This is a genomic window from Symbiopectobacterium sp. Eva_TO (assembly GCF_053848865.1).
The window spans coordinates 301,745-317,567 of the sequence record NZ_JBSPEY010000004.1; the positions used below are offsets into that span (position 1 = coordinate 301,745).

A 15,823-nucleotide genomic window follows, 5' to 3' on the forward strand; every position below is an offset into this window, starting at 1 on the left:
CACGTAAGGAACGTCATGAAAATAAAACAGATTGCCGTGATTGGCGCGATGGTGATAGGCATTGCCTCCACGTCCTCCAATGCTGCCCCACAGCAACTCCCCGGCTACACTCCCGGTGTCGAAGTCACTCAGATTGCCGCTACCCGCGGACAAATCGATACCATCAGTAATGTGATTTACAGCCAGATCAAAGGCCCACGTGCGGTTCGTCAGTTAAGGATGTCGTTTCTTATCCCGCGTACTGCTGCCCCCAAATCGGCTATTGTCTATTTTCCCGGCGGCGGTTTTACCTCTGCCGATCATGAGAAATTTATCGAAATGCGTATGGCACTAGCGCAGGCTGGTTTTGTGGTCGCTGCCGCATAATATCGCACGGTGCCAGACACCTTCCATGCGCCAGTACAAGACGGTAAAGCCGCTGTGCGCTACCTGCGCGAACACGCCGCAGAATATGGCATCGACCCGCAACGCATCGGCGTATTGGGCGATTCTGCGGGTGGATATCTGGCACAAATGCTGGGTGTAACCAAGGGTGAAAACATCTTCGATAAAGGGGATTATCTCAACCAATCCTCGGATGTACAGGCCGTGGTAACCCTCTATGGGCTCTCCAATCTGCTCAACATCGGCGCAGGCTTCCCAGAGAATATTCAGGATGTACACCGCTCACCGGCTTCAACCGAAGCACTGTTAGTTAACGGTGCAGCCTTCCGCGATTTCCCCGGTGCTGCTATCGGAAAGGATGAGAAAAAAGCCCTTAACGCTAGCCCCATGGGGCACATTAGCGGCAAAAAACCGCCGTTCCTGATCATGCACGGCAGCGCGGATACGCTGGTTTACCCGGTACAAAGTGCTCAGTTGTTTAAGGCATTATAAAGAGGGCGGAAATCCAGCAGAGTATGTGTTGCTGGAAGGGGCGAATCACGGCGATTTGCCGTGGTATCAAGAGCCGCTGATTCATTGTGTGGTGGAGTGGTTCAAACAAACGCTGAAGGTTTCTGCTGCCACACCTGGCGTGGCACGCCAAGTAACCCAAACGCCAATCTGTAATACAAAACAGAGGGGGACCAGCGTTCCCTTAGACGACTGGCAAAGTCACTTTCCCCCTCGTCATCCTCGGCGAAAGCCGGGGATCTCTGTGAGAAGAAACGTGTTTCGTCTGCGCGGGAATGACTGTTTTGGGCGGAAATGACGGTGGACATTGGGCTGTTTGTCAGCAACCTCAGGGGTCTACGCCCCCTTATAGTGCCATTTTACTGCACCACCAACTGTCCGGTGGAACCACAATCCGCCATCTCCAGCGTGTGGCTGTAGTAGAGGAACGGGAATGATGCCGATGACGATTGGGTGAAATAAACCAACAGTTCAGCATCGCCGTCCACCCACACCGTGTCTTTCCAGCCACTTTGATCGGCAGCAGGAGCCGCGCCGTTGATGCTGCGCACCAGAAACATCGCGCCCTGAATGTGGAACGGCTGTGGTGAATCGGCGTGAACGATCCAGCGTTCACAGCGTCCTTCCTGCGTCTGTACATCCGTGCGAGTCATATCCCACATCGCACCGTTAATTCCCGGCAGACTATCACCCAGACGGAACTCCCGCGTCCGACTGATATTAGCAGGCAGCACAATATCCGTCAGCAAACGGGCGGGAAGATTGTTCGTCACCAGTGGCAGCAAACCGGTAGGTTTTAACGTCAGTATCTGCGTTGACACCAGGATGCTGGAGGGCTCAAACAAGCCACGCAGTCGTTCCATCAACGTTGCCGCATCGCCTGCCGTCAAGGTCACTTCACCGCCCTGGGACATATCAATCAGAATTTCACGGCGTTCACCCGGCGCAAGGGAAACCTGATTCAGCGCCAACGGCAGCGGTAAAAAACCCAAATCGCTGGCGATAAGGTACATCGGACGGCCGTCGCTCAGTCGCATCACGTAACGGCGCGCATTCGACGCATTCAGCAAACGCAGACGCACCCAACCGCGTGAGACTTCGACAAACGGTTCTTGCACACCGTTTACCAGCAACGTATCACCGACGAAGCCTCCGCTGCTGGGCGGGTTGTAGACCGGAACGCCAAAGTTATCCAGGCGTTTATCCTGAATAATCAGAGGAAAATCATCCACGCCGTAGTGATTCGGAATAGGCAGGCTCTTGCTGGTGCTGTCTTCTACCAGCCAAAGTCCGGCCAGTCCCTGATAAACGTGAGGTGCCATACGATTCGGCGTATTGGCGTGATACCAGCAGGTAGCCGCTGCCTGCCGAATCGGCAGCACGGGAGCCCAGTCGGTCCCCGGAGAGATCATTCGCCCAGCGCCGCCCATCAACGGGCCTGGCACCTGCAAGCCGCTGACGGTCATGGAGACCGGCTCATTCAGGCGGTTGCCGTAGATCAGTTTAACATCATCGCCGCTGAACACTTTTACCGTCGGGCCGAGGTAGCGTCCGTTAACGCCCCACACCGAGGTTTTACGGTCACCCGAAAACGCCCAGTGCGCGCGTTGCATGGTCAAAAAAAGTGGTTGCCCGCGGCGAGACTCCAACAGCGGCGGGATGGGTAGCGCATTTTGCTTACCCTTTGCCTGCGCCGTCGCAGGTAGTCCGCTTGCACACACCATAAGCCCCGATGCCTGAATAAACTGACGGCGGCTAAGTGACATAAAAACTCCGTAATCTTGCTAACCAACCGTGTACGCCCGCCAACGCAGAGGGCGTAAAAAACATTAACGCTTCGCCGCTTTCTCCCGCTCAGCCACTTCAGCATTCAGTTCAACCAAACGCGCTGCCATCACATCATGACAATGCGCGGCCAGCTCTCGTACCTGCTCTTTACCGTATGCAGAGGCATCAATCGGTGGCAGCATTTCAACGATAACATGACCGTTATTCCACCGGTTCAGTTTGACTTTATTGTGCGTATCGGTCACACAAATCGGCACAATCGGTACGCCTGCACTAATCGCGGCATGGAACGCTCCGGTCTTGAACGGCATTAGCCCACGACCACGGCTGCGCGTGCCTTCTGGAAACATCCAGACAGAAATATTGCACTCTTTGATGTGTTGAACGACTTGCGCAATAGTGCCGTGCGCCTTGGCGCGGTTTTCTCTGTCAATCAGCAAGTTACCTGCCAGCCAGTAGAGCGGACCAAAGAACGGGATCCACACCAGGCTTTTTTTACCGACCGTAACCGTGCCAGGCTGCACCGCATTTGCCGCCGTCACCATATCGTAGTTGTTCTGATGGTTGGCAATGTAAATGCAGTTGCCATAGTTTCCCGCATCCGCAGGCACTCTGACTTCTACTTTTAGACCAAACAGGGTAGAGAGACGCCCAAACGCATGACCAAAGGTCGCCACGTGGCGCGGATTCTTCGGGCTAAACAGGCAGTAAATTGTACCGAACAGGCAAATCAGAATGGAAAAAATCACCACTACCACAAAACGGATAATGAATAACATAACGACCTCATAAGCCAACCACCGCCGCTAGTATAGCGACTTCGGCATAAAACACACGGGTAATCCTTTGCCGTGGTACCCGCGCCATCGGCCAGGTAACAAAGGGGGAGATGCCTGATACCGCCATCGGGTGATATCAGGCAACGCATTACTCCTCGCTGTCATCCTTTGGCGCTGGAGGCGCATCAACCTCAATGCGGTCAATGTGTTGCAGCCCACGCAGCAAGGTGCCTTTACGGCCCCGCTCACCGTGATGTTCGCTTGCACGCACCACAATTTTGCGCTTACCGGAATACAGTTTCACCGTCGCTTGCGACCACACCGCCAACAGGAGAGCCAAGCGATCCTTGCCTTCCGCAAAGTCCGCCGAGGAGATGGAGATGATCTTGTTGCCTTTGCCTTTCGACAACTGGGGCAGATCGGACACCGGGAACACCAACACGCGACCCGCGGCAGTGACAGCCATCAGCAGGTCGTCTTCGCGCTCTATCACGATCGGTGCCAGCGCTTTGGCGTTGTCCGGCAGCGTGATCATCGCCTTACCGGCACGGTTACGCGCCACCAGATCGTTGAACGTACAAACAAACCCGTAGCCAGCATCGGACGCCATCAACAGGCGCTGTTCATCCGCGGCCATCAGCACATGCTCAATACTGGCACCCGGCGGCGGCGTCAGTTTGCCCGTCAGCGGTTCACCCTGACCGCGCGCCGACGGCAACGTGATCGGATCGAGCGCATAGCTACGTCCCGTGGAGTCGATAAACACCACCGGCTGGTTACTCTTGCCGCGCGCGGCGGCGCGGAAGCTATCGCCCGCTTTAAAGCTCAACCCGGAAGGATCGATATCATGCCCTTTCGCGCTACGCACCCAGCCCATCTCTGACAATACGATTGTTACCGGTTCAGACGATACGAAATCGTGCTCACTCATGGCCTTGGCTTCCGCACGCTCATGCAGCGGCGAACGGCGATCGTCGCCATACAATTCAGCATCCGACTGAATCTCTTTTTTCAGCAGATTGTTAAGCTTGCGTTCTGATGCCAGCAGCGCCTGAAGCTGATCGCGCTCTTTTTCCAAATCGTGTTGCTCGCCACGGATTTTCATCTCTTCCAGGCGCGCCAAATGCCGCAATTTTAATTCCAGAATGGCTTCAGCCTGGGTATCACTCAGGCCATAGCGGCGCATCAGTTCCGCTTTGGGCTCATCCTCGGTGCGGATGATATGGATAACGTCATCAATGTTCAGGAACGCAATCAACAAACCTTCCAGAATGTGCAAACGCTTGAGCACTTTTTCCAGACGGTAGTTCAGGCGGCGGCGCACCGTATCACGGCGGAACACCAGCCATTCGCTCAGGATCTCCACCAGCCCTTTCACAGCGGGACGGTTATCCAGACCGATCATGTTCATGTTGATGCGGTAGCTTTTTTCCAGATCGGTGGTGGCAAACAGGTGATTCATTACCTGATCGAGGTCGATCCGGTTAGATCGCGGCACCAGAACCAGACGCGTCGGATTTTCATGATCCGATTCATCGCGTAAATCATCGATCATCGGCAGCTTTTTCGCCCGCATTTGGCTGGCGATCTGCTCTAACACTTTCGCCCCCGAGACCTGATGCGGCAACGCGGTGATCACCACTTCGCCGTCTTCTTTCTTCCACAGAGCACGCATCCGCACGGAACCACGCCCCTGCTCATAGACGCGCCGCAGCTCATCACGCGGCGTGATGATTTCAGCTTCCGTGGGGAAATCCGGCCCCTGGACGAACTGCAACAGATCGTCGAGCGATGATTCCGGTTTTTCCAGCAGCGCAACGGCGGCAGCCGCCACTTCACGCACGTTATGCGGTGGGATATCCGTCGCCATCCCGACCGCGATGCCAGTGGTGCCGTTAAGTAAAATGTTGGGCAAACGCGCAGGCAACATTTTCGGCTCCTGCAAGGTGCCGTCAAAGTTGGGCTGGTACTCTACGGTGCCTTGCCCAAACTCGCCCAGCAGCACTTCGGCGTATTTGGAGAGGCGCGATTCGGTATAACGCATCGCCGCAAAGGATTTCGGATCGTCCGGAGCCCCCCAGTTCCCTTGGCCGTCCACCAGCGGATAGCGGTAAGAGAAAGGCTGCGCCATCAGCACCATTGCTTCATAGCAGGCGCTGTCACCGTGCGGATGGTATTTCCCGAGCACGTCCCCCACGGTACGGGCGGATTTTTTAAACTTGGCGCTGGCGCTCAATCCCAGTTCCGACATCGCATACACGATGCGGCGTTGCACCGGCTTAAGGCCGTCACCAATAAAAGGCAGCGCCCTGTCCATGATGACGTACATGGAGTAGTTCAGGTACGCATTTTCTGTAAACGTATGCAGCGCAAGACGTTCTGCGCCGTCATGAGTTATCTCACTCATCGATAATCCTTACGCGGTGACTCAATGATCATGCTAAAACAGGTCATCTAAAAAGGCTTAATTCCCGCAACGCGCGCGGTAATGTATGCGCAGATAGTACAGCATCTTGCCAGCCACTGTCACAAACCTCAGGTGTCTTCCTCCCTTAACACTTCATCAATCGCCGTTGAGTTCCTTCATTAAGAAATCTTAATGCCGCAATCGTGGTGATAATGATTATACTTGCTATATACTTGATGTAGCCCCCTGTAACACCAGACAGTAGCTGTATCTCCAGATAAGAGATAGGCTTAGATATCATATCGTTATACACATCTTTCTAACGCACTGTTTAATCAATGAATTACGGGTTTATCTCAGAGTGGCATTTTGAACCTCAAAAAGCCAATGGGATGGCTTGAATCATATCGTTATACACATCTTTTGGCCATTTTTTGAACAGGATGCTCAGAACCCCGTGAATTAAGGCATTCAAGCCATCCCATTGGCTTTTTGAGGTTCAAAATGCCACTCTGAGATAAACCCGTAATTCATTGATTAAACAGTGCGTTAGAAAGATGTGTATAACGATATGAGTCCAACTAAGCGCGAACGCTTCCGGTGTCACTGCTGTCGCCGTGTATTCCAGCTTACCTACCGCTATGAAGCGCGAAAGTCGGGAGTCAAAGAGCAGATAGTTGATATGGCCTTCAACGGTGCCGGTGTTCGCGATACCGCCAGAACGTTGAAAATCGGCATCAATACGGTCATCCGGGCTTTAAAAAGCTCTCGCCCCGCAGGATAACGTCTTCTCCCGTTGCTCACGCCGACGTCGCCCTTATCTGTGAACTTGATGAGCAATGGAGCTTCGTTGGCAGTCAGGCGCTACAGCACTGGCTCTGGTACGCTTACAATACCAAAACGGGCGATGTTCTGGCCTACACTTTTGGCCCCCGAACCGATGAGACCTGCCGTGAATTGCTGGCTCTGTTGACACCGTTCAACATCGGCATGATTACCAGTGACAACTGGGGCAGCTATGCAAGAGAGGTTCGGAAGCAGAAACATCTGACTGGCAAGATCTTCACGCAACGCATAGAGCGCAATAACCTGACGCTCCATACCCGCATTAAACGACTGGCGCGTAAAACGATTTGCTTCTCGCGCTCCGTCGAGATCCACGAAAAAGTCATCGGAGCCTTCATCGAAAAACACATGTTCTACTAATTGGAGTCATTACCGTTGATGGCGTGGCTGGTCACGTTCTGCCTTGGCATGACGCTGACGGGAAAATGGACCCGCCCCCCTAGCACAGACGCCCCCTCAACCTAAATAGCTGTTCCTAATACCGCTACACTTTTGCCTGTCCATGTTTTCCACTGGGAAACGGGTTGACGGTTTCCATGAAGCGGCGAACCTTGTTCAGTAACTGCCACATTGAACAGCATTGATGATTGCGGGTAATGGTTTCATGCAACGCCTGCCATAACCGCTCTACATGATTTACCCATGGTGAGTACACCGGCTGATAAATAACCCTGAATTTCGGGTTTTCTTCCAGCCAGCGCTGCGTCTCCCGGCTTTTGTGAATAATGTAGTTATCAACTATCAGCGTGAGCGTTTTTGCCCGTCTGTACGTTGCTCTCAGATGCTCTAACATACTGATAAACAAACACGAACTTTTACTGTTTCCTCCAACATCGCTGACTTTTCCCGTCCCGCTGTGTAATGCACCCGCCAGATAATATTTCTCGTTCTGGCCCGGCGTCACGATGCGTTTCTGCTTCCCGCGAACCTGCCAGTCCGCGCCAATTTTGGGATTCAGATGAATATCCACTTCGTCTTCGTAAAAGACGGGATGTTCCGCGCTGCATTGTTCCAGCGCCATCGCGATGGCCTTCATTTTTTCTTCCTTATGCGGGTCGCGGATACGCAGCGTAGGAGCTGCGCGTCGCCACACCAGACCGGCAGAAGGCCGCCAACGGCGCACCGTGGAAGCATGCAACTGGCAACCGGTTATCTCATTGATTTTTATCGCTAGCAGTTCCGTGCTCCAGCGCGAACGCTGATAGCCAAAATCATGAGGGGAACGCTTTACGAGCTGGATTAACAGTGCGCAGATCTGTTCAAACGGCCAGCGACGGCCACGACCGGGCCGCAGAGATTTGAGGCCTTCAATGCCGTACAGGGTGAGCCAGTTAATCCATCTGCCGATTGACGAACGGGCGCAGCAAAGCATTCTGGCGACATCGCTCACGCGCTCGCCCCGGTGCAACATCAGGATGGCGGTCAGCCTGCGGGCGTGATTCTTGTCACGCGTTTTATGGAGAGTTTTCTTCATCAGGCGTCGTTCGTTACGGGGTATCGGTGCTATGCTCGACATCGCTCAGTCCGGTTGATGATTTGGGATCTTTATCGATTGATCAGATCGCTCAACTCGGACTGAGTTCCCTTCAGGTGATCTACGATTCGGAACAGTTATTTAGCGTAATTGTCACTGTGAGAGGCATACAGCTTTTAGTACCATAGCGGTATAAAATAGTAGAGCCTGTGTATTTATTTACGTTACGCCTGATAACAATTCGCATAATAGCGCGCAGCCCACTGGTAGCTGAAAAGCCAGGGGCGGTAGCGTGGTCATTTTCTGGTTTATATGCCTTAACTCATATCGTTATACACATCTTTCTAACGCACTGTTTAATCAATGAGTTACGGGTTTATCTCAGAGTGGCATTTTGAACCTCAAAAAGCCAATGGGATGGCTTGAATGCCTTAATTCACGGGGTTCTGAGCATCCTGTTCAAAAAATGGCCAAAAGATGTGTATAACGATATGGGCTTGAATGCCTTAATTCACGGGGTTCTGAGCATCCTGTTCAAAAAATGGCCAAAAGATGTGTATAACGATATGGCTTAGATATATGTCTAACAATCATGCTAATTTTGAAATGACCGGGATCCTGTTAGGGCAAGAAGTCCGTAAGCGTAAAACTCCGCAAGAGAAAATCGCCATCATTCAGCAGACAATGGAGCCGGGGATGAACGTCTCCCATGTAGCCCGCCTGCATGGCATCCAGCCCAGCCTTTTGTTTAAGTGGAAGAAGCAATACCAGGAAGGAAGCCTCACCGCCGTTGCGGCCGGAGAAGAAGTGGTTCCAGCTTCGGCGCTGGCGACTGCCCTCAAGCAGGTCCGGGAGCTACAGCGCCTTCTGGGTAAGAAGACGATGGAAGTTGAGATCCTCAAAGAAGCAGTGGAGTACCGCCAGTCGCGAAAATGGATAGCGCACGCGCCCTTGTTGCCAAAGGACGGGGAATAGCTCTGGCCAGCCGCGCCATGAGCGTGTCGCGTGCGCAGCTGTCACTGCGGGTTAACCGTTCTGCCGACTGGCTGGAAAGGCGCAGCAACCGGCGTAATGACGAAGCTGATGCTGAGATATTATCGGACATCCTCCGTATCATCAGCGACATGCCCAGTGACGGTTACCGCCGAGTGTGGGGTATCCTGCGTAAGCAACGTCGTGCAGAGGGACTTCCACCGGTGAACGCCAAACGGCTTTACAGGATAATGAGCGAGCATAACCTGCTGTTGTTGCATGATAAAACTGAACGTCCGAAGCGGGAGCATAAAGGCAAAATCGCGGTAGCAGAGAGCGATATGCGCTGGTGCTCAGATGGCTTCGAGTTCGGTTGTGACAACGGCGAGAAGCTGCGGGTGACGTTCGCACTGGACTGCTGCGACCGGGAGGCCATAGACTGGGCAGCGAGCACCAGGGGTTATGACAGTTCAACCGTGCAGGATGTGATGCTGAGGTCGGTGGAAAAACGCTTCGGTAGCGCGCTGCCGGATAAACCAGTGCAATGGCTGACGGATAATGGTTCAGCGTACACAGCGCATGAAACGCGGAAGTTCGCCAGAGAACTGAATCTGGAGCCCTGCACAACAGCAGTGAGCCGTCCACAGAGTAACGGCATGGCAGAACGGTTCGTGAAGACGATGAAGGAAGATTACATCGCCTTCATGCCAAAACCCGATGTGCGAACAGCGCTGAAGAACCTTGCAGCGGCGTTCAATCATTACAATGAAAACCATCCGCACAGTGCGCTGGGATACAACTCCCCAAGAGAATATCGGCGCCAGCGGGCATCGTTAACTTAAGAGACAAAAGCTGTCCGGAGATGGTGGGTCAAGATCACAACAGGGTGACGCGATTCGTTACTGGCACTATTCCGATATCGCCAGCCAACGTTATGACGTACCCGATGTTCCCATGCAGGGTGACATGGACCCGTTTTTCTTCCTGAGTAAAAAGAAAAACTTCATTCCGCATACCTATCCTTGCCGGGTAGACCTCCAGCAGCGCTATCTGGAGAAGAAACCACAGCCGTTCGGCGCGTTCGAGCTGACTCAATGGTGGTTCCCGTTTGGTTCTGACCGCGTAGACCTTTCTGGTTTCTGGTTCCGCCCCACCCGCATCGGAGCCTGGGCACAAACCTGGCTGGAAGCCGAAACCGCCGGTGAGGTGACTCTGCGGTTCACCACCTGCGGCGGCGGCATCGTGCAGGTGAATGGCGAAGATGTCGCCTGGAGCGCTGCTTATCAGCGCAATTTGGAAAACACCATTGAGGTCTCCGTTTCTTTAAGATCGGAGCTAAACGATGTTCGGGTTTGGTTTGACGATCTGGCAGAGCGGGATATTCGCTTTTTCTTCCAACTCGATTACGTGGCGGGCATACCGGTCAATGTGGCGCTGGTCTCACCGGTTTGCGCATCGTGCGTAGCGGAAATGGAGGCGCTGTTGGAAGGGGTGTCCTTCGAATACTCAGCCTACAGCCATGGGGATATCAACCTCTGCTTCCCCGCGCCTGCGACCCAGCCGCTAACCATCGCCTGCCGTGTACTGGCCGATTTTATTTAGCTGGATAGCCCTATTGAGTTGGAAACCGAATTGCGTCCGGGCCAACAGATAGCGCGTATTGCCAATACGGCGCAGCTCCCAGCGGATTTCCGCAACTTTGTGATTACGCTCTCAAGCGGAGAGTTATCAATAAGCCGCACCCTTGGTGTCGAGATTTGTCATGCCACCGCGCAGCAGATTGTGCCAGAGACCTTAGCAGCGCGTATTGCCGAAGCGCTGCACACAGTCGCCACGCAAGGGGAGTACAGCAGTGTTAAAGCGTTAGCCAGACTGGCCTGCGGCATGGCCGATGAGGAAACCCACGCCATGCTGGAGGGGGTATTGCCTTCGGTGCTGGATTGTCATGACTGTGCCGATTTCACGCTAGTGCCGTTGCTGTGGTGCCGCATCGCCTGGGGTGATGCCATCGCACCGCCCACCCGGGAAAAAATCGATGCCGCCATTCTGCATTTCCGCTACTGGATGGATGAACCGGGCAACGACGTACAATGGTACTTCTCGGAAAACCATGCGCTGCTGTTTCACACTGCCGCCTATCTGTCGGGCAGCTTTTTCCCACAGGCCACGTTCGTGCGAGCCAACCGCAGCGGGAGCCAGCAGGCTGCCGCCGGCAAGCAGCGGGTGCTCGATTGGCTCACTCATTTTGAATCCTGTGAGATGGCCGAGTGGAACTCTGCCCCCTATTTCCCAGTGGATTTGAAAGGGTTGACCGCGTTGGCTGCGCTTTCTCCCGACGCAGATATTGCCGCACGCAGCGGCCGCGCTATCCAACGGTTGATTGAGCAAATCGCCCGCTCCTGTCATCAGGGCATGCTGACCGCCTCCCAGGGGCGCTCTTACGAACACACGCTGCGCGCCGGACGCTCATTGGAACTGGCCGCAATTTCGCGCCTGTTGTGGGGCAAAGGCAACTACGGCTGCGGCTTCCACGCCTTGCCGCAGTTGGCGCTACTGCTGCGCGACCACGGCTTGACCCTCGATCCGGCACTGGCTGAGGTTGCGGTGTGGCAGAAACAGACGGCGCAAGAGTGGTGCTTTGCCCAAGGGGCTAATCGCATTGCCAAACTGTACCACTACAAAACCCGCCATGTGGCAATGGGCTCCATTGCCAGTTATCGCTGGGGCGAATGGGGATATCAGGAGACGCCGTTGCATCTGCGGATTGGTGATATTCCCGAAGCGCAGGTGTGGATCAACCATCCCGGTGAAACCATACACGGCGGATTCGGCAGACCCTCCTACTGGGGCGGTTGCGGTACGCTGCCGCGCGTCCAGCAGTATCGTGGGCTAGCGGTACTGACCTTCACTACCCACGAAGGGCAACCGACGTTTACCCACGCCTGGCTACCGCAGCACATCTTTAACGATGTGCGTATCAGCCCTGAGCGCATCGCGTTGCAAAGCGGCGCAGGCATGGCGCTGTTGTTCGGCTCTCAACCCTTCCACATTGTGGAATCAGGCCCGACGCGCCACTGTGAAGTACAACAGCACGGCAAAACAACCACCTGGCTGGTGCGCCTGAATGATGCCGCAGACATTCAGTCGCTGGACAGCTTTACGCAGACTTTCGCCGAACTTACCGTGCAACACGAGGCCGATGGCACCCTGCGCGTCCTCGGTCCGGTCTACGGTGAAGTGCGCTTTCTACCGGATGGCCGCGTGGAGGCGCAAGGCCGCACCCTTGATCCCGATGCCTGGAGCGTGGCCGGTACGCACTGCGAACTGACGCTTTAGCCTTTTTTCATCACGCAACACCACTCTACCCTAACCATCAACCGCTCAGGCCACTGGCCTGAGCTGGAAAATCACTATGGACACTCAAGTTAGCCAAAAAGAAGCTGCTGTCCCTCACGGCGACATCCAAACCACCGCCAGCGCGCCCCCCAAAGGCCGCTATCGCTGGACTATCTGCTCGATGCTGGTGTTCGCCACCACGGTGAACTACATGGACCGCCAACTGCTCGGGTTGCTGGCGCCGATGCTGCAAAAAGATATCGGCTGGACGCAAATGGAGTACAGTTGGCTGGTAAACGCCTTCACCATTGCCTACGGCGCGGGCACGCTGATTTGCGGCCGTATCATTGACAAGCTCGGCACCAAAATCAGTTACGCCGTGGCGATGGTTGTCTGGAGCGCCGCCGTTAACCTTGGCGTCGTTGTCTCCCCTGCCTTGATTCCTTTTATCGCCATTCATTACGGCTGGCACGGGGCGTTTCTGATTCTGGGTGCAGTGGGTTTTGTCTGGCTTATCCCGTGGTTTTTCCTGTTTGGCAAACCGCAAGATAAAGCCTCTGCCGAGGAACTGGCCTGGATCCGTCAGGACAAAGAAGAGCATGTCAGCGTGGAATCCATCAAATGGACGCACCTACTGCGCTACCGTCAACTCTGGGCCTTTGCATTGGGCAAGATGCTGACCGATCCCATCTGGTGGTTCTTCCTGTTCTGGCTGCCAAAATGGCTGAACGAAACCCGTGATATCAATATGGCTGGATTGGGTGTGCCGTTGATCATGATCTATCTGTTTGCTATTGGCGGCAGTCTGGGCGCAGGCTGGTTGCCCGGCAAGCTGATGAGTATGGGATTCAGCGCCGCGAAAGCGCGCAAAACCACCATGCTGATTTGCGCCTGTGCGGTCATTCCTATTTTTGCCGCGACTCAGGTCGAAAGCTTGTGGCTGGCCGTTGCCCTCGTCGGGTTGGCTGCTGCTGCGCACCAAGGCTGGTCAGCAAACCTGCTGACATCGGTATCCGATTTGTTCCCCAACGCGGCGGTGGGTTAGGTCGTCGGAATCGGTAGCACCTTTGGCATGATCGGCAGCGTGATCTTCTCTACGGTGATCGGTGCCGTACTCGAAGCATCAGGCAATTATTGGGCGCTGTTCGCCATCAGCTCCGTGGCCTATCTGGTCGCCGGGGGCGTGATGTACCTGCTGCTGATCCCCACGATGGAGCGGGCGAAATTCAAATAACAGCGTAACAAGCGCTGCACCACATCATGAGGGCATTCGCCCTCATGATGCGTTTAACGCCGCCACGGACTGACGCTCGACCATGGTGCACGCCAGTTCTATACGCCGCGGAATCGTCACGTTGCCAACAATGATGTCCTGCAACAACTCCAGCGCAATAACGCCGATTTCCTGCACCGGCAAATGCACAGTGGTCCGCGGCGGCGACGCAAACTCGGCCTGCGGCAAGTCGTTCATACCCACCACCGAGATATCCCCCGGCACATCCAGACCTAAGCGCTGTAACCCACTAATGGCCACCTCGTTATACACAAGTCCGCAACGCCTTATATGCCAAGGGTTAGCGGGCTGAAATAGGCAGCCGGTGGGGTTGTAAATGAAGTGAAACCGACGTGTACTATCGCCATTTACGGCGCTGAAAAATGACACGGGATTCAGATGGCTGGGCACACCAAGAACTGGAAGGGGTAAATCTTGGTGACACGAGGCTCAATAAGCGCGCCAAAGGGCTTTTGATACGGCTGGCTGAGAATCCGCAAGCCAGCATTACGCATGCGTGCCTCGGATGGTCTGAGACGCTGGGTGCTTACCGCTTCATGGAGAACCAAGCATTCGAATGGCGAGACATTCTGCAACCTCACTGGCAGCGTACGCAGGAAAGGATCCGAGAACACGAGGTTGTGCTGTGTATCCAAGACACTACCAAGCTTGACTTCAACGGGCAGCAAATCCAAGGCTTGAGTCCCTTGAACTACGAAGCCAGGCGTGGTCTGTACCTGCATCCGACCTACGCGGTCAGTCCGGATCGCGTGGGGTTGGGCGTACTGGATGCGTGGATGTGGGCAAGAGAGCCGAAGGATGCAGACGGAAAACGCGATGGGATCAAGGAGAGTACGCGCTGGCTCGAGGGATACGAGCGAGTTGCTGAACTCGCCTCGGAGTTGCCAAACACACGTCTGGTGTACTTAGCCGATCGCGAAGCGGATATCAAGGCGTTGATGCAGCTCGCTGATGACCTTGGCACTCCGGCTGACTGGTTGATCCGCTCGACTCATAATCGCAGTCTGGACTGTAATGAGAAGCTTTGGCAGAAGGTTGGAAAGACCGTGCCGGTGGGAGAAATCCAATTCGTTATGGCGGCTCGCGCGGGGCAGAAGGCGCGTACGGTGAAACAGGCGCTGCGCGTGAAGCGAGTGTCGCTGCGTTGCGGGTTGGCAGTGACTTGTGTGATAGCCAAGGAAATTGAGCCGCCAGCAGGCGTGAAGCCGGTCGAGTGGCGGTTGCTGAGCAATCGCGTACCTGAAGGACGAGAAGATATCGTGGAGTTGATCGACTGGTATCGGGCTAGATGGGAAATCGAGATGTTCTTCAATGTGCTGAAGAACGGCTGCTGTGTCGAAGCGTTACAGTTATCGACCGTGGATCGCATTGAGCGGGCATTGGCGCTGTTCATGATCGTGGCATGGCGCATCGCCTATTTAATGCGTATGGGACGAACCTGTCCAGAGCTGGACGCAATGTTGTTCTTTGATTCCGACGAGACTCATGGAGCTTACCTACTGATGAACAAGCGTATGCCCAAGGGCCGCCCTAAGCTAAACGAAGTATTGCGCTTAGTTGCGCAACTCGGAGGCTTTCTTGCTCGAAAAGGCGACGGTGAACCAGGCGCAAAAACTATCTGGAAAGGCTTGCAGAAAGTCATGACGGCCGCCGAAACGCTACGCGCGCTCAGGCACGAACAGAGATGTGTATAACGAGGTGGCTCTAACCCCGGCCCCAAGGCGGCTACAAACGCCAGTGCCAGCACCAGACTGGGGAAGGAGATAAAGATATCGGTGATGCGCATCAGGATGGTATCGACGATGCCACCGTAGTAGCCCGCCACCACGCCGAGCATCAAGCCGATCGGACCAACGGTTACCGACACCAGCGCCACAATGTACAGCGTGATGCGTGAGCCATACACCAGACGGCTATACACATCGCGCCCAAACTCATCGGTACCAAACCAATGGGTGGCCCCCGGCGCTTGCAGGGCATTTGCCAGGTCTTGTACTAGGCTGTGTCCCTTAATCCCATGAGTTATACTAACT

At 54.7% G+C, this 15,823-nt stretch carries 12 protein-coding genes and 3 pseudogenes; 9 read left to right on the plus strand and 6 right to left on the minus strand.

Features of this window, described 5'->3' with window-relative positions; genetic code table 11:
* The first annotated feature begins 48 nt into the window (after positions 1–48).
* Positions 49–1,050, plus strand: a pseudogene (locus ACWWJF_RS03575) (alpha/beta hydrolase fold domain-containing protein).
* A gap of 203 nt (positions 1,051–1,253) precedes the next feature.
* Here the strand turns inward: ACWWJF_RS03575 and ftsP are convergent.
* The 3 genes from ftsP to parC form a co-directional block, all read right to left on the minus strand.
* Positions 1,254–2,660 (minus strand): cell division protein FtsP, encoded by a 1,407-nt coding sequence (gene ftsP, locus ACWWJF_RS03580; RefSeq protein ID WP_455868700.1) that lies wholly within the window; start codon positions 2,658–2,660, stop codon positions 1,254–1,256.
* Between the two features lie 63 nt (positions 2,661–2,723).
* Positions 2,724–3,461, minus strand: a complete 738-nt coding sequence (locus ACWWJF_RS03585; RefSeq protein WP_455868701.1) for a 1-acylglycerol-3-phosphate O-acyltransferase — start codon at positions 3,459–3,461, stop codon at positions 2,724–2,726.
* Between the two features lie 148 nt (positions 3,462–3,609).
* Complete coding sequence (gene parC / locus ACWWJF_RS03590) at positions 3,610–5,868, minus strand: DNA topoisomerase IV subunit A (RefSeq protein ID WP_455868702.1); 2,259 nt, start codon at positions 5,866–5,868, stop codon at positions 3,610–3,612.
* Positions 5,869–6,442: 574 nt separating this feature from the next.
* On the opposite strand from parC, the pseudogene ACWWJF_RS03595 reads away from it, so the two are divergent.
* A pseudogene (locus ACWWJF_RS03595) lies at positions 6,443–7,074 on the plus strand (IS1 family transposase); the annotation flags it as partial.
* Positions 7,075–7,198: 124 nt separating this feature from the next.
* Here the strand turns inward: ACWWJF_RS03595 and ACWWJF_RS03600 are convergent.
* Complete coding sequence (locus ACWWJF_RS03600; protein ID WP_455868703.1) at positions 7,199–8,230, minus strand: IS630 family transposase; 1,032 nt, start codon at positions 8,228–8,230, stop codon at positions 7,199–7,201.
* Positions 8,231–8,610: 380 nt separating this feature from the next.
* On the opposite strand from ACWWJF_RS03600, the gene ACWWJF_RS03605 reads away from it, so the two are divergent.
* The 6 genes from ACWWJF_RS03605 (at position 8,611) to ACWWJF_RS03630 (ending at position 13,730) form a co-directional block, all read left to right on the plus strand.
* Positions 8,611–8,763 carry a hypothetical protein gene (locus ACWWJF_RS03605; RefSeq protein ID WP_455868704.1) on the plus strand — a complete coding sequence of 51 codons (153 nt, stop codon included), beginning with the start codon at positions 8,611–8,613 and terminating at the stop codon, positions 8,761–8,763.
* A gap of 31 nt (positions 8,764–8,794) precedes the next feature.
* Positions 8,795–10,002, plus strand: a protein-coding gene (locus ACWWJF_RS03610; protein ID WP_455870911.1) for an IS3 family transposase whose coding sequence is annotated in 2 segments (ribosomal slippage) — positions 8,795–9,116 and positions 9,116–10,002 — 1,209 coding nt in all. Because the reading frame shifts where the segments join, the coding sequence is not laid out codon by codon here.
* A 112-nt stretch (positions 10,003–10,114) separates the two neighbouring features.
* Positions 10,115–10,762 carry a hypothetical protein gene (locus ACWWJF_RS03615; protein ID WP_455868705.1) on the plus strand — a complete coding sequence of 216 codons (648 nt, stop codon included), beginning with the start codon at positions 10,115–10,117 and terminating at the stop codon, positions 10,760–10,762.
* A gap of 18 nt (positions 10,763–10,780) precedes the next feature.
* A complete protein-coding gene (locus ACWWJF_RS03620) occupies positions 10,781–12,496 on the plus strand; it encodes a hypothetical protein (protein ID WP_455868706.1) in 1,716 nt (571 codons plus the stop codon).
* Between the two features lie 76 nt (positions 12,497–12,572).
* Positions 12,573–13,541: an MFS transporter gene (locus ACWWJF_RS03625; protein ID WP_455868707.1), complete on the plus strand. Its 969-nt coding sequence runs from the start codon at positions 12,573–12,575 to the stop codon at positions 13,539–13,541.
* A gap of 27 nt (positions 13,542–13,568) precedes the next feature.
* Positions 13,569–13,730 carry a hypothetical protein gene (locus tag ACWWJF_RS03630; RefSeq protein WP_455868708.1) on the plus strand — a complete coding sequence of 54 codons (162 nt, stop codon included), beginning with the start codon at positions 13,569–13,571 and terminating at the stop codon, positions 13,728–13,730.
* A 42-nt stretch (positions 13,731–13,772) separates the two neighbouring features.
* Here ACWWJF_RS03630 and ACWWJF_RS03635 read toward each other — a convergent pair whose 3' ends face one another.
* Positions 13,773–14,042, minus strand: a complete 270-nt coding sequence (locus tag ACWWJF_RS03635; RefSeq protein WP_455868709.1) for a substrate-binding domain-containing protein — start codon at positions 14,040–14,042, stop codon at positions 13,773–13,775.
* 110 nt (positions 14,043–14,152) lie between these two features.
* Here ACWWJF_RS03635 and ACWWJF_RS03640 point away from each other — a divergent pair, with 110 nt between their 5' ends.
* Positions 14,153–15,484: an IS4 family transposase gene (locus ACWWJF_RS03640; protein WP_455868710.1), complete on the plus strand. Its 1,332-nt coding sequence runs from the start codon at positions 14,153–14,155 to the stop codon at positions 15,482–15,484.
* Here ACWWJF_RS03640 and ACWWJF_RS03645 read toward each other — a convergent pair.
* A pseudogene (locus ACWWJF_RS03645) lies at positions 15,462–15,789 on the minus strand (ABC transporter permease); the annotation flags it as partial. The gene ACWWJF_RS03640 and the pseudogene ACWWJF_RS03645 sit on opposite strands and share 23 nt — an antisense overlap.
* Positions 15,790–15,823 lie beyond the last annotated feature (34 nt).